Source organism: Pseudarthrobacter sp. Pseusp20, assembly GCF_059492155.1.
The window spans coordinates 3,665,364-3,689,149 of the sequence record NZ_CP168521.1 but is presented as its reverse complement, the minus strand read 5'-3'; the positions used below and the strand labels follow the sequence as shown (position 1 = coordinate 3,689,149).

Below are 23,786 nucleotides of genomic sequence, written 5' to 3'. Positions count from 1 at the left end.
GCCCGTCCTGAACCGCCGCGCCTCAACAGTTGCAGTGGCCATCCACTGTTCCCAGTGCCGCCATTCCCGGGTCCTGGAGACCACGGCAGAGCACGTGGCGGCGCTTCCCGCGCACACCCCCATTCCGCATGAAACGCAAGGAATTTCACACCCATGATGAACAACACCCATACCCCGCACGGCCCCGCCGCCGCCCGCGAAGCCCGTGCCGCCGTCGAGCATTTTGACCTCACGCCCGCCGGCCTGGCCGACGCGCCTGCCCAGCAGCTGGACCTGGACAGCCTTGTCCACACCGGCAACAGCTAGGAACCGGCGCATGGGCACGCCGCGGACCTTCGACGCCGACACGCAGGTCACCGTCCATAGCGCACCTGCCGCGCTGGCCACTTTAGGGTAGGAACCGCTCGATGGATTTGAACTTGAAAAGGACTGCCGGTGCACGCCGCAACCGACCAACCACCCGCCGCTGAACCCGCGCGCCGCCCGATGCACCTGCCCGGCATGCGGCCCTGCCTTACGCCCCGGATTGTCGCCGCCGGCGGACTGACCTCACACGTGTACCTCCTTGCCGGCCCTGCGGGTTCCCCGCGACCGGTCTTCGTGCTGCTCCACGGCATCGGAATGTCGCACCGCTATTACCGGCGGCTGCAGGCGCTGCTGGCCCGGCACGGGGACACCTACGCCGTGGACCTCCCCGGCTTCGGCGGCACCCCCACCCCGGACCGGCAGCTGTCCGTGGCCGACTACGCCGCACACACGGCTGCGGTGCTGGAAAAGATGGGTGTACCCCGCGCAGTGCTGGTGGGGCACTCCATGGGCACCCAGTTCGCCACCGAGCTGGCGGTCCAGCGGCCGGACCTGGTGTCCCATGTGGCGCTGCTGGGCCCGGTAGTGGACCCGACCCGCCGGACCGTCCTGGAGCAGTCCCTGGCCCTTGGCCTGGACGGGCTGAAGGAGAGCCCGCTGGGCAATGCCATCGTGTTTACCGACTACATCCGGTCCGGGCTCCGCTGGTACCTGACCGAGCTGCCCGTCATGATGGGCTACGACCTGGACGCGCGGCTGGCCCTGGTGAGCCAGCCGGTCCTTGTGGTCCGAGGTTCACGCGACCCCATCGCCCCGAGGGACTGGTGCGAGAAGCTGGCCGCGACGGTCCCCAACGGCACCTTCCTGGAAATTCCCGGCAAGCCGCACATCGTCCAGCACGGTGGCGCTGCCGGGACCGCGGCGGGGATCCTGGGGCTCGCCCGGAGTTAGTTCCCGGCGCCGGCCGCGGAACGTAGAAGGCCCCCGTCCCGGAAACTCCGGAACGGGGGCCTTCTGCGGGTGCGGAGAGGTTCAGCCCGCTGCCGTTGCTGATGCTCCGGGTTCCAGCGTGTACTGCTTGGGCAGCTTCAGCGACCGTTCGGCCATCACGTCACGCAGCACGTTGGGGTAGTCGGTGATGAGCCCGTCCACACCCACGTCCATCAGGGCGCGCATGGTGGGCTTGTCGTCCACCGTCCAGGGGATGACCTGCATTCCCTTGGCGTGGGCCCGGTTCACCATGTCCACGGTGACGTACGGGACGTAGCCGGGATCGGTGACGGTTCCGTTCTGCGGTGTGCCGTGAACCGGCGAGACGGCGTCGAAGCCCAGGGACGCGGCTGCATCGACGAGGTCACCGCCGAAGTCGTCGGCGTCGATGCCGCCCAGCCAGGGTGAGGCGCCGGGCATGCCGGCCTGCAGGAAGTCCTTGTTGGTCAGGGCCACCGTGCGGATACCGGGCTGGCGTTCCTTCACCACGCGCAGGGCGCCCCAGTCGAAGCTCTCGATGGACACCCGCTCGGCCATGTTGGCGGCGTTGATCTCACGCAGGGCCACGTCCACGAACTGTTCACGCGGCGCCGTCTGCTCGGGAGCCCCTGCCTCCACCTTGGTCTCGATGTTGAACTTGACCTGGCTGGCGCGGTACTGCCTGGCCAGGTCGAAGACCTCGGCGAGGGTGGGCATCTTGGCGCCGGGGGAAGCCTGCTGGCCGGGGAACTGCGGCAGGGTCTTTGAGCCGCAATCAAGGCTGCGGACCTGGGCGAACGTGAGGTCCTTGATGTATTTGCCCACGTAGGGGAACTGCGGATCCCCGGGGGTGACGGGTGCGGTGTCCTGGCACTTCTGGCCGCTGATCTTGCGGTCGTGGGTGATGACTTCGCGGCCGTCCTTGGTGATCTGCAGGTCCAGTTCGAGGGTGGACACGCCCGTTTCGATGCCCTTGGCGAAGGACGCCAGCGTGGACTCGACCGTCAGGCCGATCCCGCCGCGGTGGGCCTGGAGGTCAAAGTGGTTTTCGGTGCCGTTGGGGTTGGTGTCCGCTGCGTGGGCCGGGAGGGATGTTCCCATGGCCAGGCCGGTGCACACGGCGGCTGCGGTCAGCAGCTTTGCATACTTCATCAGACAAGTCTCCAATTGTGGGGGAGGGGGGCCCCGGGGCGGGGCCTTCGCCACTGTTCCCACCCACGGCAAATGTCCGGCGACGCCCAGGCAAACTGCACGTGGCCGTCGCGCGAACGGGAAACCCGCTGCTCCAACCGGCTGACCAGCCCAGACGCCTGCCTTTGGAACGTGATCCATGACGCCATCTGGCGTTCACCTACCTGCCAACAGGCATTAATTACCGCTAAGTAACTTGGGGACCTCTTGCTACGACCCATCTTTGAGAGGCTCCCCCAATGAGCACGTCCCCTACCCGAGGCATTCTCACGGCCGCCGCAGCCATCATCCTGGCGGCGTCGGCACTCGGCGGCACCGCCGTCGCCCAGGCAGCAGGCAACAGCAACGCCAAGGCCGGCAACGAATCCGGCGACCATAAGGAAGCCGACACCGCCCTGGCCGAAGCCTTCACCGGCGTGGACCGGGGCACCAAGTGGCAGCAGACCTCCAAGCTGAAGCTGAATTTCCCCACCTACCACACCGAGGGCATGGCCTACAGCGCGGACCACATCTTCCTGTCGGCCGTCCAGATCACCGAGCCAACCACCAAGTTCCCCACTCCGCAGGGAGGATTCGACCGCACCCCGGGCAAGGGCATCGGCCACCTCTTCGTCATGGACAGGGCCGGCAACCTCCAGAAGGACATCATCCTGGGCGAGGGGGACATGTACCACCCCGGCGGCATCGACTTTGACGGCACCAACGTCTGGGTCCCCGTGGCCCAGTACCGGCCCGACAGCAGTGCCATCATCTACCGGGTGGACGCCACCACCCTGGACGTGCACAAGCAGTTCGAAGTGGCAGACCACTTCGGCGGCGTCGTGATGGACAAGAAGACCGGCCACCTTGTGGGCAACACCTGGGGATCGCGCCGGTTCGCGGAATGGGACCTCCAGGGCAAGCAGCTCTCCACCTGGGAAAACCCCAACTACTTCATCGACTACCAGGACTGCCAGTACGTGCCCGACTCCAAAATGCTCTGCGGCGGGATCACCAACCTCCCGCAGACCCCGGCCGCCGGCGGCACCGGTGCCACCTACGAACTGGGCGGCATGGCGATGATCGACCTGAAGTCCCGCAGCGTGAGCCGCGACGTGCCGTTCCAGCAGTGGTCCTCAGCAGGCCACGTGGCCACGCGCAATCCCTTCAAAATGACCGCCGACGGCGGCCACCTCACCATGACGGTGGCCCCGGACAACGGCGAAGAAGCCAATGGCACCGAAATCCTCACCTACGAAGCCACCGTCACCCCCGCCCCGTAGCCCGCAGCACCAGGAACGAACGGATTCAACCATGCCCCAATCACGACGACGGTCCACACCAAGGCGCGTGGCCGCGGCCACCGGCGCCACGGCCCTGGCTGCCTCGGCACTGACGGCCGGGCTCTTCGGCCTCGGCGCGGCGCCCGCCACCGCAGGCGATAACACCGCGACGCCCATCAAACACGTGGTGGTGATCTTCCAGGAAAACGTCTCCTTTGACCACTACTTCGCCACCTACCCCAACGCCGCCAACACCCCAGGTGAAACCCAGCAGGGCTCCGGCGCGCCGACGGCCGCCTTTACAGCCTCCGAGGACACGCCCAAGGACATCAACACCCTTGCCAACGCGGGGCTGCTGGCACCGAACAACCCCAATTCCATCCAGCCCGCCCGGCTCTCCCCGATGCAGGCCGTCACCTGCGACCAGGACCACGGGTACAACGCCGAACAGAAGGCCTTCAACGGCGGGCTCATGGACAAGTTCGTCCAGTACACCAGCCGGGACGCCTGCGGCACCAACCAGTACGGGCGCCCCGGGCTCACCATGGACTACTACGACGGCAACACCGTGACCGGCATCTGGAACTACGCCCAGAACTATTCCATGAGCGACAACCACTTCAGCACCGTCTTCGGCCCCTCCACCCCGGGCGCCCTCAATCTGGTGTCCGGGCAGACCCACGGCGCCAAGGAATACACCGCAGACGGACAGCCCGCTGCCACTCCGGCCACCGGGAGCACCGCCGTCCGCCAGCCCGACGCAAACGGGGTGGGGACCGTGATCAACGACCCCGACCCCGTCTACGACGACTGCTCCAACAACAGCCACGCCAAGGCGAACAACCTGGCCGGCATGACCGGCACCAACATCGGCGACCTGCTCACCACCAAGGGCGTCTCCTGGGGCTGGTTCCAGGGCGGGTTCACGCCCACCACCCCCGCGACGGCCACCGGACCGGCGTCGTGCCTGTCCACGCACACCAACGCCGCCGGTGCCGGCGTGACGGACTACTCCCCGCACCACCAGCCGTTCCAGTACTACGCCTCCACCGCCAACCCGCACCACCTGGCGCCAGCCACGGACGCGGAAATCGGGCACAACGGGCAGGCCAACCACCAGTACGACCTGACCGATTTCACCAAGGTGCTAAATACGGACAATATGCCCGCCGTGTCCTTCCTCAAGGCCGGCATGTACCAGGACGGCCACGCCGCCTACTCCGACCCCGTGGACGAGCAAAACTTCATCACCGCCACCGTCAACCAGATCCAGCAGTCCAAGAACTGGGACGACACCGCCGTCGTGCTCGCCTACGACGACTCCGACGGCTGGTACGACCACGTGGCCGCGAAGGTGAAGAACTCATCCAACACCGCGGATGACGCCGCCTGGTGCCAGGACGCCGCGGCCAGCGGAGTCCCCATGGCCGGTGGCTACGCAGACCGCTGCGGCCCGGGCCCCCGCCAGCCGCTGGTGGTCATCTCCCCGTATGCGAAGAAGAACTTCGTGGACCACACCGAAACGGACCAGGCCTCCATCCTTCGCTTCATCGAGGACAACTGGAACACCGGCCGGATTGGCGATGCCTCCGCTGACGCCGCTGCGGGTTCGCTGGGTGCCATGTTCAACTTCCACCACCAGCGCAACGACAAAGTCCTGCTCAACGAACAAACCGGAGCCATTGACTCGGTCAGCCATATTCCTCTTCCCTCTGCACAAAACTAATAATCATGCTTACTATTGTGTGGCGCGGGCTGTCCGCTGGGGGCAGAGCACCCGCGCCGCACCGGAGGTCTCTCAAGCATGGACAATGAAATGCGTCCCCTCACTGATGAAGAACTGATGTCGGAACAGGCCACCGCGCTTCCGGACAAGGAAGTTGCATCGGTCCTGGACCTGAACGCTGACCTGGACCTTGGTATCAACGCCGCAGCACCCATCGACCTGGCCGTAGCCGCCAACGCCAACGTGGCGGCACCGATCGACGCAGCAGCCTCGGCCAACATCCTGTCCTTCGGCTCGGACGCGCAGGCACTGTCCAGCCAGGACGCCGCCATTGACCAGGGCATCACTGCCGACGCGAATGCGGACTCCACGCAGGACAGCGTCATCGGCCAGGCTGATGGCACCGCTGACGGGGGTACCACCGATACCGGAACCACGGACGGGACCACGGACGGAACGTCCGGTTCGGTAACGGTCCCCTCGGGCACCGGCGGGCTGACGGATGCAGCGGGCGCCCTGAACGGCAACCTTCTGAACGTCGATGTAAACCTGGACGCCGACGCCGCCATCGCGGCACCCATCAACGGTGCCGTGGCCGCCAACGCCAACGTTGCCGCTCCCATCGACGCGGCGGTGGCCGCGAACATCGGCTCCATCGACAGCCAGGCCTACGCCATCTCGGACCAGAGCGCCACCATCTCGCAGCACATCGACGGCGAGGCCAACGCCACGGCCGATCAGCAGTCCGACCTGCAGCAGTAAGGCAGATGACCCAAACCCACGGCGGGCCGCCTCCCGAGGCGGGCCCGCCGTCGTCACGCGCCACCCTTGCCCAGGACCCGCCGGACCAAGGCAGCTCGACGGCGGGCGGCCACCTTCCAGCCCTGGCCGACGGTGTGCAGCTGCTTGGCCCCGCTGAGGGATCCGGCTACCGCGAACCGCCCGCCTTGGTTCGGCGCGCCGACGGCCAGACCCTGCAGCTGACCAGGCTCCTGTACCTGGTGCTGGAGGCCGCCGACGGGACGCGGGACCTTGAGGGCATCGCCCGGCACGTCAGCGAAGGCTCCGGACGGCTGGTCAGCGCGGACAACGTGCGCACCCTGATGGACACCCAACTGCTGCCGATGGGCCTCCTCCGGCTCGCCGACGGCACCCAGCCCGAAGTCAGGAAGGCCAACCCGCTGCTGGGCCTGCGGTTCCGCTACATCGTGTCCGACCCCCAACGCACCCGCAGGATCACGGCCCCGTTCGCTGTCTTCTTCAACCCGCTGATCGTGGTGGCCGTGACCGCGGCGTTCCTGGCCGCCTGCTGGTGGGTGCTCATGGTCAAGGGCCTGGGCTCGGCCACCCACGAGGCGTTTGCCCAGCCCGCCCTCCTGCTGCTGATCCTCGCCGTCACCATCCTCTCCGCCGGCTTCCACGAATTCGGCCATGCCGCCGCCACCCGCAAGGGCGGGGCAACACCCGGGGCAATGGGCGCCGGGCTGTACCTGCTGTGGCCCGCGTTCTTCACGGACGTGACCGACTCATACCGGCTGGGCCGCGGCGGCCGGATCCGCACGGACCTGGGCGGCCTGTACTTCAACGCCATCGTGGCAGTGGCCATCATGGGACTGTGGTGGGCCACCGGCTTTGATGCGCTGCTGCTCGTAGTGGTCACGCAGATCCTGCAGATGGTCCGCCAGCTGATCCCGCTGGTGAAGTACGACGGCTACCATATCCTGGCCGACGCCAGCGGCGTGCCCGACCTTTTCCAGCGGATCAAGCCCACCCTCCTGGGGATCCTTCCGTGGCGGTGGGGCAACCCTGAAAGCAAGGTGCTCAAGCCCTGGGCCCGGGCCGTGGTCACCGTCTGGGTCCTGGTGACCGTTCCGGTGCTGCTGTTCAGCATGGTGATGATGGTGCTTTCCCTGCCGCGGCTGGTGGCCACGGGCTGGGCGAGTGCGGTCAAGCAGCAGGAAATGCTGGCGGCGAGTCTGTCGTCCGGCGACGTTTTGGGCGCGGCGGTGCGGGCACTGGCGGTTGTTGTGGTGGCCGTGCCGGTGCTGGGCGTGCTGTACATCGTGGTGCGGCTGCTGCGGCAGCTGGTGACCGGGCTGTGGCAGAAAACGCGCGGCAAGGCGGTGCAGCGCACCGTTGCCATGGCCGCCGTCGCGGCTCTTCTGGCAGGGCTCGCCTGGGCATGGTGGCCCGACGGCGGGACGTACCGTCCGGTCCAGGCTTACGAACGCGGGACACTTGGGGACGCCACCCGGGCAATCCTTCCCCAGCGTGAGCGCGGGGCGCTCCGGCAGGGAGCAACCGGGCAGACCGTTGCGCTGTGGCCGGCCGGCGCCACCAAGCCCACGCGGGACAACCCGCAACTGAGCATGGTGCTGGTACCCGCAGTTGCCTCTGGTACCGGGGCGTCCTCCAGCGGCGGGGGTGCTGCTTCCGGCACTGCGGCGCCGTCCTGGGTGTTCCCGTTCGACCGGCCCGCCGCCCCGGAGGGCGACGGAAACCAGGCGCTCGCGGTCAACACCACCGACGGCTCGGTGACGTACAGCGTGGCGTTCGCGCTGGTGTGGGCCGAGGACGCCGACCCCGTCACCACCACCAACGAGGCCTACGCGTTCGCCAACTGCACGGGCTGCGCCGCCGTGGCTGTCGGATTCCAGGTGGTCCTGGTGGTGGGGCAGGCGGACGTCATCGTCCCGCAGAACCTCTCCGCGGCGGCGAACTACAACTGCCTGGACTGCCTTGCCTACGCCCTGGCCAGCCAGCTGGTCCTGACCCTGGACGGGCCGCTGGATCCGGCCAGCAAGCAGCAGCTCGAGGCGTTGTGGGCACAGATCGCCGAGTACGGCCGGAATCTCCAGGACGTGCCGCTCTCCGATATCCAGGCCACGTTGAACGGGTACAAGGAGCAGATCACGGCCATCGTTAAGGGCACTTCCGGGACGTCGTCCTCCGGGCCGACATCTCCGGCATCAGCAGGAGCCTCCCCGGGCCCCACGACGTCCAGTTCCCAAACCGAACCCAGCGTCCCGGCCCAGCCGACGGCCCCGGCCGGCGCGCCCAACCCGGCTCCGACTGAGGTGGCCACAGCGCCGGCGGGCCAGGACGGGGGAGGCGGGCAGCCGACGTCGTCCGTTGACGAGGCAACGCCGGCACCACCGTGGATTCCGGCGCAGGGGGGACCCCCGCACCAATCCCGACCTCAAGCGCAGGCTGAGCCGTTCACTTCAGGCCAGCATGCCTTTCCTTCAGCGGCATATTGCTATGGTGCGGGCCGTGCTGCAGCTGGAGGGCGCAGTGGATGAGCGGGAAATGGCTGAATGCCTGGGGCGTGTTGCCCAGCTGGCGGCTGTTGCGTGGGTCCCATTCCTCACTGAGCAGGCCCACGTCGTTGCGCAGCGAAAGCAGGCGTTCAAACAGGTCCACGGCCTCGTCCCGGCGGCCGATGCCCAGCAGCGCGTCGGCGAGCCAGAAGGAGCATGCCAGGAAGACGCCTTCGGTGCCAGGCAGCCCGTCATTGCTGGCCTCGGGGTGGTACCGCAGGACGAACCCGTCCTCGGTCAGGTTCTTCTGGACCGCGTCCACCGTGCCCACGACGCGGGGATGGTCATGGGGAAGGAACCCGACGCGGGGGATCAGCAGCAGGCTGGCATCGAGTTCGCTGCTGCCGTAGGACTGGACGAAGGTGTTGCGTTTTTGGTCGAAGCCGTGCGTCATGACGTCGTCGTGGATCTGCTTGCGCAGTGCGGCCCAGCGCCCCCCGGGTCCGGGAAGGCCGGATTCCTGGACGGCCTTGACCATCCGGTCCGCGGCCACCCAGGCCATGACCTTGGAATGGGTGAAATGGCGCCGGGGCCCCCGCATCTCCCAGAGCCCGTTGTCCGGCTGGTCCCACGCGCCCTCCAGGAACTCCATCAACGCCACCTGGATATCCCAGGAATCATCCGTGGTGCCTGGGTCCGCGGCCCGGGTGAGGGCCAGGCCGTCCAGGACCTCTCCCCACACGTCCAGCTGCAGCTGCGGGGCCGCGGCGTTGCCGGTCCGGACAGGCTTGGAACCTTCGAACCCTCCAAGCCACGGCAGCTCGGCCTCGGGCAGCCGGCGCGTCCCGTCCAGCCCATACATAATCTGCAAATCCGCGGGGTTGCCGGCCACCGCACGCAGCAGCCATTCCCGCCACGCCGCTGCTTCATCCTTGTAGCCGCAGGCCAGCAGGGACTGCAGCGTCAGGGTGGCGTCCCGCAGCCAGCAGAAGCGGTAGTCCCAGTTGCGGCTGCCCCCGGGGTTCTCAGGCAATGAGGTGGTTGCGGCGGCCACGATGCCTCCGGTCGGGGCGAAGGTAAGTGCCTTGAGGGTGATCAGGGACCGTTCCACCGCGTCTTTGTAGTCGCCAGCCATGGAGTTCCGGCCGGTCCATTGCTCCCAATACTCCTGCGTGGAGGCCAGCGCCTTCTCCGGCTCGGTTTGGTCCGGGACGGGCTTGTAACTGTGTGCCCAGCGCAGGACGAACGGGATGCGGTCACCGGCGTTGACGGTGAATTCACTGACGGTCCGCATGTCCTTGCCCTCCAGCGGCGCGGGGGTGCTGAGGTAGGCGGCGTCAGGGCCCGCGATGGCGCTGATGCCGTGGCTGGTCCGCCGGACCCACGGAACGATCCGGCCGTAATCGAAGCGCAGGGACAGTTCGCCCTGCATGGCAACGCTCCCCTTCAGGCCCTCCACCATGCGCACCACGTCAGCGGAACCATCGCGGACCGGCATCAAGTCCGTTACCCTGACGCTTCCGTCCGCCGTGTCCCATTCCGTCTCCAGGATCAGCGTGCCGGGCCGGTAGCGCCGCCGGGTGCAGTCACCGGCTCCGGCCGGGGCCAGCCGCCACCGCCCCGCCTCCGGCGAGTCCAGCAGGGCCGCGAAGCATGCCGGTGAATCGAAGTTTGGCATGCACATCCAGTCGATGGACCCGCTGCGGCCCACCAATGCAGCCGTGTGCAGGTCACCGATGATCGCATAGTCTTCGATCCTTGCCATCTGTTCCTCCGGGTTTCGTATCCGACATGGTGCGGCTTCCCGCCAGTTGGGAAGCCGGGAAGCTATCCGCCCACCTGGTCCACGGTGAATGCCGCCAGGAATCCCGCGGCGGCGATCAGGCCGGTAAGCAGGTGATGCTCCTCGAAGGCCTCGGGAATCATTGTGTCGGCGAGCATCGCCAGGATGGCGCCGGCCGCAACGGCGGTGATGAAGGCGACCAGTTCCCCGGGGGCGTTCTGCAGGACCAGGAACCCGACCAGCGCGGCAAGCCCGGAGAGGACGGCGATGCCGCCCCACACGCCGAACACGTAGCCAGGCCCGCGGCCGGCCCTTTTCATCCCGGCTGTGCTGGACAGTCCCTCGGGGACATTGGAGATGAAGACGGCGGCCAGCATGGCAGGGCTGACCGCGCCCGCTGTCACCAGCCCCACCCCCAGGACCACCGATTCCGGGATGCCGTCCAGCAGCGCGCCGATGGCGATGGCCGTCCCGCTGCCCGGCTTTTCCTTTTCGGAGGGCTGCTTGCCGCCCGACCGCTTCCGATGCTTCGCGCCCTTGCTGGCCAGTACGGCATTGGCAGCCACATACACCAGGGCGCCGCTGGCGAACCCGGCGATGGTGGGCCACAGTCCGCCGCCGTTGACGGCCTCCTCCACGAGCTCAAACGACAGCGCAGAAATCAGCACACCGGCGCCGAACGACATCACAGAGGACACCACCTTTGGCGGGATCTTCCATTTCCACGCCAGCGCGCATCCCACCACCAGCGCCCCGCCGGCGATGGTGCCCCACATCCATGCCTGCAGCCATGCCGGCATTAGGCACCACCCGCCGTCGAACGTCCGCTTCTCCAGCGCCGTGCGTTCCTCGCCGCCCGGACCGCCGCAAAGGCCAGGCCCGCGGCCGCGCCTGACGCCGCCACGGCAAGCATCCGCCGCGCCGCACGGGTGCTTTCCAGCACGGCCCGGGCATCGGGGCCCGGCTCCGGCCTTCTGCCGGTGACGTCGCTCTCATCCAACTCCCAGGCCGACGCGGGAGGAAAGATCCCCGACGGCAGTTGTTCCCGCCGCAGCTCCCGGCGTACGGCCAGCCGCTCCCGTACCTCCTGGTTGGGGGCGGGCACCGCACCCTCCGCCGCCAGGGCTGCGGGGAGGTCGATGATATACGGCTCTCCATAGAACGCCGCGGAAGCCACCGAGTCCAGCCATGCATTGGTAGGTGCCGCCACGCCGGCGCGCGCGAAACCTGACTGCAGCATGTCCCGGATATCCGCCAGCCCCCGGCCTTCGGTCTCCCGTGCGACCTCGAAGATCACCGCCTGCAGCAGCGCTTTCTGCCTCCCGCCGGGGTCCTCGGCGCTCGGATCCTGGCCTGTGGGGTCAGGGTCAAGTGGCTTTGCCCCGGAGGGGTTCGCGTTGCCTGGGCTGGTGCTCATGGGCTTCCTTTCGGTCCTGTCATGGTTGGCGGGTACCTGCTTTTACTGGACCCGGTAAGGGCGGGCGTCGGCAGCGCGGAAGGCCAGCCCGTTGCCGGGGACATCCGACGGACGGACCCACCCGCCGTCCGGGTCAAGCGCTCCGTCAAAGAACAGGTTTTCGATCCGGACGTGGTCGTGGAACCACTCAAGGTGCCGGAAATTAGGGGTGGCTGCGGCGACGGCGGCACTGAGGTGGGGTGCGCAGTGGCCTGAGATTTCCAGTCCGTGGGCGGCAGCGACGGCGGCCACGCGCAGCCATTCGCTGATCCCGCCGCACCTGCTGACATCGGCCTGGAGGCAGTCGACGGCGTCCGCGCTGCACATGCGCCGGAAGTACACAAGTCCCGTTCCGTACTCCCCGGCGGCCACGTCGGCGTCGACGGCGGCGCGCACCGCCCGCAGTCCGGCGAGGTCGTCGCTGGAGACGGGTTCTTCGAACCAAGTGACGTGCTCATCTGCTGCGTCCCGCATCACCCGGATTGCCTGCTTGGCGCTGTAGCCACCGTTGGCGTCCACGAACAGTTCCGTGCCGGGCCCGATGGCGGCACGCGCCTGGCGGATGCGCTCCAGGTCCCGCGCGACGTGCGTCCCGCCGTCCTGGCCGATCTTGATCTTCACCCGGGGGATGTGCTGGCCCTGGGCCCAGCCCTGGAGCTGGTCCCGCAGCTGGGCTTCGGTGTAGGTGGTGAACCCGCCGCTCCCGTAGACCGCCACGGAATCCCGGACAGCGCCCAGGAGTTTGTGCAGCGGCACCTCCAGCAGCCGGGCCTTCAGGTCCCAAAGGGCACAGTCGACGGCGGACACGGCATAGGATGCCAGGCCGGTCCGGCCAGGGTTGCGCACCGTCCGCGCCATCGCCGCCGCGGCGGCCGGCACGTCCAAAACGTCAATGCCCTGGACGGCCGGGGCCAGCAGGCCTTCCACCAGGGCCGCCGCCGGCGCCGGGGCGTAGGTCCAGCCCAACCCGGTCTTCCCGCCGCCGTCCGCTTCCACCAGGACCAGGGTGGTGGAGTCCCAGCTGTAGGTGCCGTCCGCTTCGGGTGCGTCGGTTGGAACCGTGAAGGCGCTTGCCCGGATGGCGGTGACCGGGGTGGCGGCGGCGGACACGGTTCAGCCCTCCTTGTGCGGCAGGAATTCCTGGATCTTGGTCTTGACCCCTTCCTTCACCACGCCCCAGGCGCTGTCGTCCCCCTTGACCATGGCCTCCGCAGTCTTCCGCGCCTGTTCAAAGGTGGCGTGCGGCGGGATCGGCGGAATATCGGGGTCGGTGCGGACGTCCAGGAGGGTGGGCCGGTCCGCGGCGAGGGCCTTCTCCCAGGCCGGCCCCACGTCGTCGGGGTCCTCAACGTGGATGCCCTGCAACCCCAGGCTCTCCGCAAAACCCGCGTAGTCGACGTCGGGCAGGGCCTGGGACTCGCGGAAGGCCGGCACCCCGCCCATGGCCCTCATTTCCCAGGTGACCTGGTTCAGGTCATTGTTGTGCAGGACGGCCACCACCAGCCGGGGATCATTCCATTCGCGCCAGTAGTGTTTCACCGTGATGAGCTCCGCCAGCCCGTTCATCTGCATGGCGCCGTCCCCGGCGAAGGCGATGGCGGGCCGGGCCGGAAAGGCGAACTTGGCGCCGATGGCGTAGGGCACACCGGGGCCCATGGTGGCCAGGTTGCCGGACAGCGAGCCGCGGACGCCTTCCCGGAACTTCAGCTGCCGCGCGTACCAGTTGGCTGAGGAGCCGGAATCGGCGCTGAGCATCGCGTCCGCCGGCAACCGGGTGGAGAGTTCGGCGAACAGCCGCATGGGGTTGACCGGGTTGGCGCTGACCATGGCTTCGTCGTGCATGGTTTCCCACCAGCGGCTGATGTTCGATTCCAGGTTTTCCCGCCAGGACCGCTCCTGCTTGCGGGCCAGGTGCGGAATCAGGGCGCGCAGGGCGGCAGCGGCGTCGGAGACGATGTTGAATTCGTTGGTGTAGCGCAGCCCGATCATCTTGGGGTCGACGTCGATCTGCACGCCACGCGCCTGGCCCGGTTCAGGCAGGAACTGCGTGTACGGGAAACTGGATCCCACCGTGAGCAGGGTGTCGCAGTCCCGCATCATCTCGTAACTGGGGCGGGTGCCCAGCAACCCGATGGAGCCGGTGACGCAGGGCAGGTCATCGGGCAGGGCGTCCTTGCCCAGCAGCGCCTTGGCCACCCCGGCTCCCAGCAGTTCAGCCACTTCCCGGACCTCCGCGGCCGCGCCCCGCGCCCCTTGTCCGATCAGGATGGCCACCTTCGATCCCTCGTTCAGGAGCTGGGCAGCTCCCCGGATGGAGTCGCTGTCCGGCTGGATGTCGGGCCAGCGGACACCGACGCTGGAAGGGACCATCTTGAAGTCGTGGGTGGGGGCGGCATACTCGAGTTCCTGCACATCGGCCGGGATGATCACAGCGGTGGGTGCCTGTTGGGCCTCCGCGATACGGATGGCGCGGTCGATGACGTTGGGCAGCTGCTGGGGGACGGTCACCATCTGGACGTAGTCGGAAGCCACGTCCTTGAAGAGAGTCAGCAGGTCAACCTCCTGCTGGTAGGAGCCGCCCATGGCGCTGCGTGCCGTCTGTCCCACGATGGCCACCACCGGAACGTGGTCCAGCTTGGCGTCGTAGAGGCCGTTGAGCAGATGGATGGCTCCGGGCCCGGAGGTGGCCATGCACACGGCCACGCGGCCGCCGAACTTGGCGTAGCCCACGGCCTCGAACGCGGCCATCTCCTCGTGCCGTGCCTGGATGAATTTCGGCTGGTTGCCGGCCTTGCCAAAGGCGGCCAGGATGCCGTTGATACCGTCTCCGGGGAAACCGAAGACCTTGTCCACACCCCACTCACCGAGGCGTGCGAGCAGGTAGTCGGCCACTGTGGTTGCCATGATCAGTCTTCCTTTGCGCTCATCGTGGCGCCGCGGCGGGCGCCTTGGACCAGGACGCGGGCGGCGCGGGCCGCCAGCGCCATGATGGTCAGGGCGGGGTTGGCGCTGCCCTGGGTGGGCAGCACGCTGCCGTCCGTGACCAGGAGGTTGGGTACCGCGAAACTGCGGCAGTTCCGGTCCACCACACCGGCGTCCTGGGTGGCTGCCATCCGGGCCCCGCCAACCAAGTGGGCATAGCGGTTGATGGTGATGACTTCCTCTGCCCCTGCAGCGGTCAGGATTTCTTCCATGACCTGCTGTGCTGCGGACATCAGCTGCCGGTCGTTGTCGCACTGGCCGTAGCTGAAGCGCGCCACGGGAATGCCGTGCCGGTCCGTCTCGTCCGCCAGCGTTACCCGGTTCTCCTTCAGGGGGAGGAATTCGCACAGGGCGCCCATGCAGGCCCAGTGCGGGTAGTCGCTCATATAGCGGCGCAGCGCCGGGCCCCAGTGCCCTTGCGCGGCAACATGCTCGGCCCAGGTGATGGGCAACGGGGACACGCACTGGATGGAGAATCCCCGCTTGTATGGCTTTGCCGGGTCCGTTTCGTAGAACTCCTCCGTGCTGACTTCGGGGGGAGGGGCCTTCCACATCCGCACCTCGGCCTGGAACCGCCCGGCGGTTTGGGGCGCTCCCTGGACCATCAGGTACCGTCCCACCTGGTCGAAGTCGTTGCACATCCCGTCCGGGAAGCGCGGCGTGGCGGAGTTCAGCAGCAGCCGCGGGGTTTCTATCGAGTAGCCGGCCACGGCCACCAGGCGGGCCCGCTGGAACTTCGTGACGCCGCCCTGGACATATTCGACGCCGGTTGCCAGCCCGCTGCGTTCGTCAAAGCCGATCCGGGTGGCCATCGAGTCGGGGCGGATTTCGGCGCCGTGGGCCAGCGCGTCCGGGACGTGCGTGATCAGCGGGGATGCCTTGGCGTTGACCTTGCAGCCCTGGAGGCAGAATCCCCGGTAGATGCAGTGCGGCCGGTTGCCGAACCTGCCGTTGGCGATGGCCACCGGACCCACCTTCGCGGTGATGCCGCGGGCGTTGGCGCCGCGCAGGAACAGCTCGCCGTTGCCGGACACAGGATGCGGCCGGTGCGGGTAGCCGTGCGGGTCGCCCCACGGCCAGCGCTCCCCGGCGACCGGCAGTTCCGCTTCGATGTCTTCGTAGAACGGCCGCAGTTCCGCGTACTCCAGGGGCCAGTCGGCGCCCACCCCATCAGCAGTGAAGGTCCGGAAATCGCTGGGGTGGAAACGTGGCGTGTACCCGGCGAAGTGGACCATGGAGCCGCCCACCCCCCGGCCCGAGTTGTTTGACCCCAAGGGCACGGGATCAGTCCCGGCAATAACCCGTGGTTCGGTCCAGTACAGATGGTGGGATCCGGCTTCATCGCTGACCCAGTCCTGCTCGGGTTCCCAGAACGGACCCGCCTCCAACGCCACCGCCCGCCACCCGGCCCGTGCCAGGCGCTGCAGCAGCGTGGAACCTCCTGCTCCGCAGCCCACGATGACCATGTCCACCTCATCGGTTTCGGCGTACCGCCGCATGTTCTCCCGCAGCCGAAGGTTGCTGCCGGGTCCGGAAGGGAGCAGCCACGCAGACTCATTGCGTTCGCGGACCCTGTTCACCGGTCTGCCCCGTGGCCTGCGTGGTGGGTTGGCCCGTGGGTGGGGTCAGCATCGGGGCGGATGTCGCGCACCTCGAACGGCTCCAGGCGGTTCACACCCAGGTTCTTGTAGCCGCGCGGGTAGGCCGGTCCCGCGAAGCCGATTTCGTCCCAGGCCAGGGGATGCGAGTAGAAGGCGGTGCAGGCGTACCGGGTCCAGAGGCTCCACACCCGGTCCGCCGGCAGGCCGTGCCAGAGTTCCCGGTGCAGATTGCAGATGTCCTGCAGGAGCCCGGCCTGCTGCTCTGGATCCAGGCCGGCATAGGTGGAGCCGGCACGGGAGTGCGCTTCACGGTCCAGCGCCGCGAGCGTTGCCCGCCACGCTTCGCCGTCCCTCGGCATGTTGTCATAGTGCCAGCCGTCGGTTTGCTCATCGGCCAGGCGGGCGTCCACCATGTTCACCACCGGCACCCGGGGCTCGCCCTGCTGGCCCAGTAACTGGTCGAAGAGGGCGCGCGCTGCGGCCTCCTCTGCGGGCGTGAAGAAACGGACGTCCGGCGGCATACCCAGGCGGGACTCGACGACGGCGGCAGTCGCCCGGTCCCAATGGCCCGCCTGGGCGCGGGCGCTGAAGCCGGGGTAGCGGCCGCCGCCGTCGGACATGTCCAGTGGGAGGCTGCTCATGGTTCCCGCCTCAGGACGGAGGCCAGCACCCCCATTCCGCCCACCAGGGTGACCAGCAGCGGCGCGAACAGCGGCGGACCCATCTCCAGGTTGTAGCGCAGGTTGGACAGGCCGCCCGGTTTCTGCCGGATGCCCTGCAGGTGCAGCCAGGTTCCTTGCAGCCCGTTGGCAATGATCGCGGCGCTGGCCAGCGGGAGGGCGGTCTTTGCCATGCGGCGGCTGAATACGCCGGCTACTCCCGCGGCGGCACCCAGCGGGCCCAAGGCAACGGGAACCCACATCCACTTGTTGCCGAAACTGGCCTTGTCATGTTCCAGATAGATTTCCGCCGCCGTGACCAGGGCACCGGCAGCCGTCAGGCCTGACAGGGAGCGCTCAAACCTCCCCGTCTGCACATTCCGTACAAGCCGGTCGATGCCATTCACCGTGCTGCGGACCGGATCTGCCCGGTGTTGCGTCTTCATGATTCTCCTTCGGGCCGCCTGCGAACAGACGAGGGAAGCTGGCAAACTTTGCGGGACAGCAACCATTAGAGGAAACTGGTGCCCATGGATACATCTGCCGGATCTGCGTTGATCCCTGAACCTTCAAGTCGGGAAGTCGAAGCGGTGATGGGCGCCGCCGACACTCTTCTGCGCGTGGTGGCCCGCTCTGTTGCTGAGGTTGAGGACATCGTCAATACGCCACAGCTGCGGGTGCTGGTCCTTATCCATACCCGCGGACCACAAAACCTCGGCGGCGTCGCCGCAGAGCTTGGCGTGCACGCATCCAATGCCACCCGCATCTGCGACCGGCTGGTAGCGGCTGACCTGCTGCAGCGCCGTGAAGACCCCGCGGACCGCCGATACATCCGGTTGGAGTTGACCAGCAAGGGCAAGGAACTGGTCAACTCCGTGTTGGAGCACCGGCGGCAGGCCATCGCAGAGGTGATTTCCAGGATGCCTGCGGGCCGGCGTCCTGCGCTGGCCGCCGCGCTGGAGGCCTTCGCAGCCGCCGCCGGTGGCCAGGGTACCTCCGACGGTCGCTTTACGTTGGGAGCCGGTACGTGACGTGACCGGATCCTGGTGCGGCAAGCCATGTTTTCATTGAAACCCAATATTTGCGTTTGCGCAATAGTTGGCAAAAGTGGGATGTCTTCTCTGCTGGACCCGGATCGGCGGAGGGAATCCTTCAGGCTGGCTTGATGCCCCACTGTCCGGTGTGGGATTGCCCGGGGTCCAGGGTGATCAGGCCTTCGCCGGAGTTGAAGGCGTCAGGGGCGCACGTCATGGGCTCCACGCCCAGCCCGGTCCGGCGGCGGTCCCGTTGGGGGAGGGTGTCCCCGGTGAAGATCTCCAGGTAGGGGTATGTGTCGTCCACCCACAGCTCAACTCCTCCGGAGCGGTCCGGGCGCAGCAGCCTTACGCGGGCGCGCCCATCCCCGCCGCGGAGAAGGTCGGTGTAGGCCACGTCGATGTGCCGGCCACCAAGTTGCTGGAGTTCCCGCAGGTCGTACTTTGTGCCGTCCACACGCTCGTGCCCGGTGGGGATGCCGCGTTCATCCACGGGCAGGTACGTCCGCCCCGGCACCTGGACCAAGGCGGTGTCGATACCCGCGCGCACCGTTCCTGTGCTGAGGTAAGGATGCGCCCCAGTCCCGTAGGGGCACGGCGAGTCGCTCCGGTTCACCGCCGTGCTCCGCACCGTCAATCCGTCCGGACCGAGTTGATAGTCCAGCCGGCAGTCGAGGACCCAGGGCCAGCCTTGGCAGGCGTGCAGGGTGTAGGCGAAGGAGATGGAGTCGTCGGTCTGCTCCACAACCGGGGCATTCCAGTTCCGCCAGCGGGTCAGTCCGTGGATGGCCCCGCCTTTGTCCGGCTCGCTCAGGTCAAGCTGGAGCCGACGGCCTTCCCACTCATAGCTGCCGGCCTTGATCCGGTTCGGCCAGGGGATGAGCGACTGACCGCGTGCGCCCGTGCACATCTCATCCGGTCCATACCCGTCCAGCAAGGTGCGGCCGTCCAGCAGGTAGTCCCGCAATGCCCCGCCAACCTCGGTGAGGTGCGCGGTTTGCCCGCCGTACCGGATTTCGTACTGGAGCCCGGACGGGTGCCGGTGGTCGATGGTGGCTTCTGTTGGTTCCCGGCGGGGAATCATCGCTGGTTGCCTCTGCCGCCGCGGGACTTTTGCAGGTCCAGCACAACCTTGACGTCGTCAGGCCTGTGATGGAAGGCCTCAGCGTAGTTTTCGAGGGGTACCCGGCGGCTGATGAGGCGGCGCAGCCAGTCGGGGTTGGCAGAGGACAGGGCCTTGGCGCCGGCATCGTAGTGGCGCCGGTTGGCGTTGACACTGCCGAAGACCACGCCGTTCATCAGCACTTCCTCGCGGTTGAGGGCGCCGACATCCACTTCCGTTTGGTTCCCGGTTCCCGAGACGCCGGTCAGGCAGGTGATGGCGTCCTGGGCGCGGCAGCGCAGTGCGTCCAGGACCACGGGGGTGACGCCCGTGCACTCAACCAGGACGTTCGGTTTCAGGCCGGAGTCCGGCAGTGATTCGCTGTGGTAGATGGCTCCGAGGTCCCGGACCAGCTCCGGCTTGGGCCCGTCCTTGACGATGTCGAAGACGTGGACTTCCAGGCCCTGCTGGACGCCCAGAAGTGCGGCGAGCAAGCCAACGGGTCCGGCTCCGGTCACCACGGCGATATGAGGGTCGAAGAAAGCCCGCTGCCCGATCCTGGTGATCTGTTCCCAGGCCTTGGCCACGATGGTGGTGGGCTCCAGCAGCACACCCACGTCTTCCAGCCCCGCCTGCAGTTTCACTATGGACTGCGGGTCGGCGCGCCATTGCTGGCGCGCGAATCCGTCCAGGCCTTTGATGCCGTGCTCGGTGTACTTGCCGTTCAGGCACATGTCCCACTCGCCGGCGGCGCAGGCTTTGCAGGGTTCGGGATCGGGCCTGCGGACAATGCCCACCACCAGGTCTCCCTCGGCGAGGCCGGAATCCCGCGGAGCTTCCCGCACCCGGCCCAGGTTTTCATGGCCCAGCACCAGGTAGTCCTGACCCGGCGGAGCCTCGCCGTAATCTGCCGCGATGATCTCGGCGTCGGTGCCGCAGAGGCCAACCGCCAGGGCATCCACCAGCACTTGTCCTTCACCCGCTGCCGGTTCCGGAATGTCGCGCAGGTGAAGGGAGTCCTTGACTCCCGGGGTCACTGTCAGCGCACGCATGATGTCTCCCTTTAGCCGTGGTTGTCCTGGCCAGTGTCTCGCTTTATTTGCGATGACGCAACAGTGTGGGGGAAGCAAGCGCTAACGTCCGTCGAGCCCGCTCAGCAGCCGGGCAGCCAGTCGGCTTTCGCACTCATTGTTCTGCCGCATGGCCGCCGCGGTTGATATCCAGCATGATCACGACCGCGAGGAGAACCACGGAGATGGAGGCGGACGCGAGCGTATCTGTAAACCAGTGATAGCCGAGGTAAACGCGGCTTGCTGCTTCCAGTGTCAGGCCTCCGGCTGCAGCGCTGAAGGCAACGATCACGGATACCGTGCGGGAGGAGCGGGAATAGAGCAGGTATGCGCCGATCAGCAGAAAGTTTGAGGCACCGACCACGTGCCCGGAAGGAAACGATGAAGTGGCATCGGCGCCCAGCATCATCAGTGCCGCTGGGGGACGGGAACGTCCCACGGCGTGGGCGATGACCTCCGTAATGATGACCCCCGTGAGCATCGACCCGGCGAGCAGCAAGGGGCGCCAAAGGCGGCGGGTCAAAAGGGCCCAGGCCGTGGTGGCGAGCAGTGTTATCAGCGGAAGGGCGACCGGGCCGAACATAATGGCGAGTCCCGCCAGAACCATGGTGGCAGCACTGGTCCGGTGATTCACGAACCACTCGGTCATGGGCCCGTCAGCCGCTGTGACGCCATTGCCGTGAAGCACTTCCCCCAGCGTCAGCAAAAAGGAAGCGGCGCCGGCCAGGGCCAGCGCAAGTGACACTGCGCTCAGGACGAGGAACCGGCCTGGGGGAACAATGAATCCGTCGCCTAAGCGAAAAGCCAAGGATTGAGACTGCGACTCTTTTACATTAGGGCGGACATCGTCGTAATCGCTTGCCACGGCGGCACCCATTCCTCCTGCTGGACTGGTTCCTCGTCGTTGGGGAACTTTCGCGGTTTGGGAAGTGAAGCTCGTGAAAAAGCCACCGTTGCTTCACCGAGTATCAATGAACGATAGCGCAATAATTGTAATTGCGCAATGGAATACGGGGCTGGCCCGCCCCCGTCAGCGGAGCATTGACGGTGGTGGCGAGGGAAAAGGGCCGCCTGGGTATTTTGGGGCCGCGGCGTTCATGAGGTGGGCCCACTGGGTGCCGGCGATGTTTGCTCCGTCCAGACCGGCGTAGTACTTTCCGTTGATGGTGATGTGCTCATTTGCCCATTCCGGCCCGAATCCTTTGTAGCTTCCGAACCATGAGGCGGTGGCGATGCCTGTGGTGGCGCCAACGGTCCATGTCTGGGTGTGTCCGTCGGTGGTGCCGGTTTTGGCGAAGATGTCCTGTTCCTTGTTCACGGGAATGTTGTAGCCCGATCCTTTGGTCAGTACTGGCTTCAGGGCGTACGTGACGCCGGCAGCGACGTCCGGGTCGATGGTCTGGGTGCAGTCCGCGGCTGGCACCGGGTAGTGGTGTCCGCCGGGTCCGGTGACCGTCTCCAAGGCGACGGGTCTGCAGCGGATTCCTCCGGCCGCGAAAGTTGCGTAAGCGGTAGCCATGTCCAGCGGCGCGACATCCTGGGTGCCGATCAGGTTGGCGATACTGGAGAGGTCGTAGGGCTTGTTGGTGTGGCCGTCCTTGATGCCCGCCGCTGTGGCCATCTTCTGGATGTTGCAGAAATCCAGCTGCGTTGCTGACTGGAACGTGATGGTGTTGATGGAGTGGTACAGGCCTTCCAGGACACTCATCCGGTAGTAGTGGTAGGGGTCATCGTTGGGCAGGGGTGTCTGGCCGAGGGCGGGATCGTAGGACCCGGCCGTCGTGCCGCAGCTGTTTTTCCATGGGAAGCCGGCCTTGTAGGTGCGGACCGAGCCGTCCAGCCGGACAGCCATGGACCGGCCGGAATTGAGCCATTCAGCAAAGACGAATGGTTTCATCGTGGAACCGATCTGGAAGCCGCCGGCACCATGGAGCGGCTTACCGCGGCTGTCCGTTTCTGGGAGGGCGAAGTTGCCCGTGTAGTGTCCGGGCCCAGGCGCCGGGTTGTATATGGTGTTTTGGGCCATGGCAAGGATCTTGCCCGTCCGGGGCTGGACGCTGACAAGGGCGGCCCCGCGCTGCAGGGGATCCGCCGGGGGAAGCGAGGCATTGACCTGTCCCTGGGCCACTTTTTGCAGGTCCGGGTCCAGAGTGGTGTGGATGGACAGCCCACCCTGGTACAAAAGTCTGCGCCGGGCCGTCTCGTCGGCCCCGAAGGCGGGGTCGTTGAGGATCAAACGTTGGACGTAGTCGCAGAAGTATGGAGAAGTCGCCGCGGCGCATCCTTGGACGGTTGGCTGGACGTTCAAGGCGAGGGGCGCGGCGGCAGCCTTGTCGTGCTGGACCGTGGAGATGTAACCCTGTTGGAGCATTTGGTCCAGAACTTCATTGCGCCGGGCCACCACATGGCCTGGTTCGGTGATCGGATCGTAGTACAGGGGCCTGTTGACCACTCCTGCCAGGGCGGCGGCTTGGGTAAGGCTGAGGTCGCTTGCGGCGACGCCGAAATACTCTTTGGCTGCCGACTGGATGCCGTAGGCTCCGTTGCCGAAATACACCAGGTTCAGGTAGCCCTGAAGGATCTGGTCCTTGGAGTACTTGTCCTCGAGGCTGACGGCGAGTTTCATCTCCCGAAGTTTGTCGCCGATGGTCCTGGCCGCGCTGGACTTGACCTCGTCCGCCCTGCCGCTGGAGATCAGCGCCTGGATGAGCACGTTCTTGACGTACTGCTGGGTGATGGTCGATGCGCCCTGCCGGCCGCCCAAGGTGTCCACGTAGAGGGCCCGGAGAATGCCCGCTGGATCGATGCCGCCGTGCTCATAGAAACGGGAGTCCTCGATGGCCACGATCCCGTCGCGCATAAACGGTGATACCTGCTCCAGTTCCACCGGCACGCGATTCTGCGAATAGAACGTGGCGATGACCGACCCATCTTTAGCCAGCACCTCCGAGTTCCGGGCCGGGGGGTTCAGATCCAGCACTGAGGGCAGCTGCTCGAAAAGCTTGGTGGATGTAGCGGCCAGGGATGAGCCCAACGCCGCCGCGGGGACCAGGAGCCCGGTGACCAGGAAGCCGCCGATGACGCAGGCAGCCATGAAGGCGGCAGCCTTTCGCCACAGTTTGTCTCTAAGGAGCATGCAGGAGAATTCCTTGTCGTGTCGTCACTGCACTTCGATCAAGGCGTCGCATGGACAGGGGTGCCTGGAAGCAACCCCTCCTGGGTCTAGTGCCGCTTGTCTCGGAATGATTGCCAATGTGCAAACAATGCTATGTCCCGAATCTGCATCGACAGGGCTGAATCCGGTAACAGGAGGGCAACAATTCAGAAAAGTGGAACTTGCTAAGTGGATAGTGATTGCGTTGGCGCAAGTGCTGCGCCACACTGA

20 protein-coding genes are annotated in these 23,786 nt (G+C 66.9%); 7 read left to right on the top strand and 13 right to left on the bottom strand.

Translation table 11 applies throughout. From position 1 onward, the window contains the following. Positions 1–153: 153 nt before the first annotated feature. Together ACEN9K_RS17100 and ACEN9K_RS17095 are read left to right on the top strand one after the other, a co-directional pair. On the top strand, positions 154–306 hold the full coding sequence (locus ACEN9K_RS17100; protein WP_018768715.1) for a hypothetical protein: 153 nt from the start codon (positions 154–156) through the stop codon (positions 304–306). Positions 307–435: 129 nt separating this feature from the next. Continuing rightward, positions 436–1,257, top strand: coding sequence for an alpha/beta fold hydrolase (locus ACEN9K_RS17095; protein WP_018768714.1), 822 nt, complete (start codon positions 436–438; stop codon positions 1,255–1,257). 81 nt (positions 1,258–1,338) lie between these two features. On the opposite strand, the gene ACEN9K_RS17090 is transcribed toward ACEN9K_RS17095, so the two are convergent. Continuing rightward, positions 1,339–2,427 carry a glycerophosphodiester phosphodiesterase family protein gene (locus tag ACEN9K_RS17090; protein ID WP_018768713.1) on the bottom strand — a complete coding sequence of 363 codons (1,089 nt, stop codon included), beginning with the start codon at positions 2,425–2,427 and terminating at the stop codon, positions 1,339–1,341. 278 nt (positions 2,428–2,705) lie between these two features. Here ACEN9K_RS17090 and ACEN9K_RS17085 point away from each other — a divergent pair, with 278 nt between their 5' ends. The 4 genes from ACEN9K_RS17085 (at position 2,706) to ACEN9K_RS17070 (ending at position 8,756) form a co-directional block, all read left to right on the top strand. Further along, positions 2,706–3,728 (top strand): DUF6454 family protein, encoded by a 1,023-nt coding sequence (locus ACEN9K_RS17085; RefSeq protein ID WP_018768712.1) that lies wholly within the window; start codon positions 2,706–2,708, stop codon positions 3,726–3,728. Positions 3,729–3,759: 31 nt separating this feature from the next. Further along, positions 3,760–5,454: a phospholipase C gene (locus tag ACEN9K_RS17080; RefSeq protein WP_026265683.1), complete on the top strand. Its 1,695-nt coding sequence runs from the start codon at positions 3,760–3,762 to the stop codon at positions 5,452–5,454. A 90-nt stretch (positions 5,455–5,544) separates the two neighbouring features. Further along, positions 5,545–6,216, top strand: coding sequence for a hypothetical protein (locus tag ACEN9K_RS17075; RefSeq protein ID WP_018768710.1), 672 nt, complete (start codon positions 5,545–5,547; stop codon positions 6,214–6,216). A 5-nt stretch (positions 6,217–6,221) separates the two neighbouring features. After that, positions 6,222–8,756: a zinc metalloprotease gene (locus ACEN9K_RS17070; RefSeq protein ID WP_495634713.1), complete on the top strand. Its 2,535-nt coding sequence runs from the start codon at positions 6,222–6,224 to the stop codon at positions 8,754–8,756. Here the strand turns inward: ACEN9K_RS17070 and ACEN9K_RS17065 are convergent. The 8 genes from ACEN9K_RS17065 to ACEN9K_RS17030 all read right to left on the bottom strand — a co-directional run bounded on the left by ACEN9K_RS17065 (position 8,674) and on the right by ACEN9K_RS17030 (position 17,641). Next, positions 8,674–10,479, bottom strand: coding sequence for a glycoside hydrolase family 15 protein (locus ACEN9K_RS17065; protein WP_495634712.1), 1,806 nt, complete (start codon positions 10,477–10,479; stop codon positions 8,674–8,676). The two genes, ACEN9K_RS17070 and ACEN9K_RS17065, sit on opposite strands and share 83 nt — an antisense overlap. Before the next feature lie 62 nt (positions 10,480–10,541). Continuing rightward, positions 10,542–11,297 (bottom strand): ZIP family metal transporter, encoded by a 756-nt coding sequence (locus tag ACEN9K_RS17060; protein ID WP_056392892.1) that lies wholly within the window; start codon positions 11,295–11,297, stop codon positions 10,542–10,544. Then, the gene (locus tag ACEN9K_RS17055) at positions 11,297–11,914 is read right to left on the bottom strand and encodes a hypothetical protein (protein ID WP_495634711.1); all 618 of its coding nucleotides are present in this window, start codon (positions 11,912–11,914) and stop codon (positions 11,297–11,299) included. The genes ACEN9K_RS17060 and ACEN9K_RS17055 overlap by 1 nt, the downstream gene beginning before the upstream one ends. A 42-nt stretch (positions 11,915–11,956) precedes the next feature. Then, complete coding sequence (locus ACEN9K_RS17050) at positions 11,957–13,063, bottom strand: enolase C-terminal domain-like protein (RefSeq protein ID WP_495634710.1); 1,107 nt, start codon at positions 13,061–13,063, stop codon at positions 11,957–11,959. A gap of 3 nt (positions 13,064–13,066) precedes the next feature. Further along, positions 13,067–14,857 (bottom strand): thiamine pyrophosphate-requiring protein, encoded by a 1,791-nt coding sequence (locus ACEN9K_RS17045; RefSeq protein WP_495634709.1) that lies wholly within the window; start codon positions 14,855–14,857, stop codon positions 13,067–13,069. Positions 14,858–14,859: 2 nt separating this feature from the next. After that, entirely contained in the window at positions 14,860–16,515 is a 1,656-nt protein-coding gene (locus ACEN9K_RS17040) for a GMC family oxidoreductase (protein WP_495634708.1), read from the bottom strand. Further along, the gene (locus ACEN9K_RS17035; protein WP_495634707.1) at positions 16,512–17,177 is read right to left on the bottom strand and encodes a gluconate 2-dehydrogenase subunit 3 family protein; all 666 of its coding nucleotides are present in this window, start codon (positions 17,175–17,177) and stop codon (positions 16,512–16,514) included. The genes ACEN9K_RS17040 and ACEN9K_RS17035 overlap by 4 nt, the downstream gene beginning before the upstream one ends. Next, positions 17,174–17,641 carry a hypothetical protein gene (locus ACEN9K_RS17030; protein WP_495634706.1) on the bottom strand — a complete coding sequence of 156 codons (468 nt, stop codon included), beginning with the start codon at positions 17,639–17,641 and terminating at the stop codon, positions 17,174–17,176. The genes ACEN9K_RS17035 and ACEN9K_RS17030 overlap by 4 nt, the downstream gene beginning before the upstream one ends. Positions 17,642–17,725: 84 nt before the next feature. Between ACEN9K_RS17030 and ACEN9K_RS17025 the strand changes: the two genes are divergently transcribed. Next, entirely contained in the window at positions 17,726–18,226 is a 501-nt protein-coding gene (locus ACEN9K_RS17025) for a MarR family transcriptional regulator (protein WP_051081332.1), read from the top strand. A gap of 121 nt (positions 18,227–18,347) precedes the next feature. Here ACEN9K_RS17025 and ACEN9K_RS17020 read toward each other — a convergent pair whose 3' ends face one another. The 4 genes from ACEN9K_RS17020 to ACEN9K_RS17005 all read right to left on the bottom strand — a co-directional run bounded on the left by ACEN9K_RS17020 (position 18,348) and on the right by ACEN9K_RS17005 (position 23,537). After that, the gene (locus tag ACEN9K_RS17020; RefSeq protein ID WP_495634705.1) at positions 18,348–19,313 is read right to left on the bottom strand and encodes an aldose 1-epimerase family protein; all 966 of its coding nucleotides are present in this window, start codon (positions 19,311–19,313) and stop codon (positions 18,348–18,350) included. Continuing rightward, a complete protein-coding gene (locus ACEN9K_RS17015) occupies positions 19,310–20,383 on the bottom strand; it encodes a glucose 1-dehydrogenase (protein WP_495634704.1) in 1,074 nt (357 codons plus the stop codon). Before ACEN9K_RS17015 ends, ACEN9K_RS17020 begins: the two co-directional genes overlap by 4 nt. Before the next feature lie 133 nt (positions 20,384–20,516). After that, on the bottom strand, positions 20,517–21,278 hold the full coding sequence (locus tag ACEN9K_RS17010) for a phosphatase PAP2 family protein (protein WP_495634703.1): 762 nt from the start codon (positions 21,276–21,278) through the stop codon (positions 20,517–20,519). Positions 21,279–21,431: 153 nt separating this feature from the next. Next, positions 21,432–23,537, bottom strand: coding sequence for a transglycosylase domain-containing protein (locus ACEN9K_RS17005; protein ID WP_051081330.1), 2,106 nt, complete (start codon positions 23,535–23,537; stop codon positions 21,432–21,434). Positions 23,538–23,786 lie beyond the last annotated feature (249 nt).

Coding starts and splice junctions, on each gene's coding strand:
- ACEN9K_RS17100 (WP_018768715.1), top strand. CDS start 154: ATGATGAACAACACCCATACCCCGCACGGCCCCGCCGCCGCCCGCGAA.
- ACEN9K_RS17020 (WP_495634705.1), bottom strand. CDS start 19,313: ATGATTCCCCGCCGGGAACCAACAGAAGCCACCATCGACCACCGGCAC.
- ACEN9K_RS17085 (WP_018768712.1), top strand. CDS start 2,706: ATGAGCACGTCCCCTACCCGAGGCATTCTCACGGCCGCCGCAGCCATC.
- ACEN9K_RS17075 (WP_018768710.1), top strand. CDS start 5,545: ATGCGTCCCCTCACTGATGAAGAACTGATGTCGGAACAGGCCACCGCG.
- ACEN9K_RS17060 (WP_056392892.1), bottom strand. CDS start 11,297: ATGCCGGCATGGCTGCAGGCATGGATGTGGGGCACCATCGCCGGCGGG.
- ACEN9K_RS17065 (WP_495634712.1), bottom strand. CDS start 10,479: ATGGCAAGGATCGAAGACTATGCGATCATCGGTGACCTGCACACGGCT.
- ACEN9K_RS17090 (WP_018768713.1), bottom strand. CDS start 2,427: ATGAAGTATGCAAAGCTGCTGACCGCAGCCGCCGTGTGCACCGGCCTG.
- ACEN9K_RS17010 (WP_495634703.1), bottom strand. CDS start 21,278: ATGGGTGCCGCCGTGGCAAGCGATTACGACGATGTCCGCCCTAATGTA.
- ACEN9K_RS17005 (WP_051081330.1), bottom strand. CDS start 23,537: ATGCTCCTTAGAGACAAACTGTGGCGAAAGGCTGCCGCCTTCATGGCT.
- ACEN9K_RS17070 (WP_495634713.1), top strand. CDS start 6,222: ATGACCCAAACCCACGGCGGGCCGCCTCCCGAGGCGGGCCCGCCGTCG.
- ACEN9K_RS17055 (WP_495634711.1), bottom strand. CDS start 11,914: ATGAGCACCAGCCCAGGCAACGCGAACCCCTCCGGGGCAAAGCCACTT.
- ACEN9K_RS17045 (WP_495634709.1), bottom strand. CDS start 14,857: ATGGCAACCACAGTGGCCGACTACCTGCTCGCACGCCTCGGTGAGTGG.
- ACEN9K_RS17080 (WP_026265683.1), top strand. CDS start 3,760: ATGCCCCAATCACGACGACGGTCCACACCAAGGCGCGTGGCCGCGGCC.
- ACEN9K_RS17015 (WP_495634704.1), bottom strand. CDS start 20,383: ATGCGTGCGCTGACAGTGACCCCGGGAGTCAAGGACTCCCTTCACCTG.
- ACEN9K_RS17025 (WP_051081332.1), top strand. CDS start 17,726: ATGGATACATCTGCCGGATCTGCGTTGATCCCTGAACCTTCAAGTCGG.
- ACEN9K_RS17030 (WP_495634706.1), bottom strand. CDS start 17,641: ATGAAGACGCAACACCGGGCAGATCCGGTCCGCAGCACGGTGAATGGC.
- ACEN9K_RS17035 (WP_495634707.1), bottom strand. CDS start 17,177: ATGAGCAGCCTCCCACTGGACATGTCCGACGGCGGCGGCCGCTACCCC.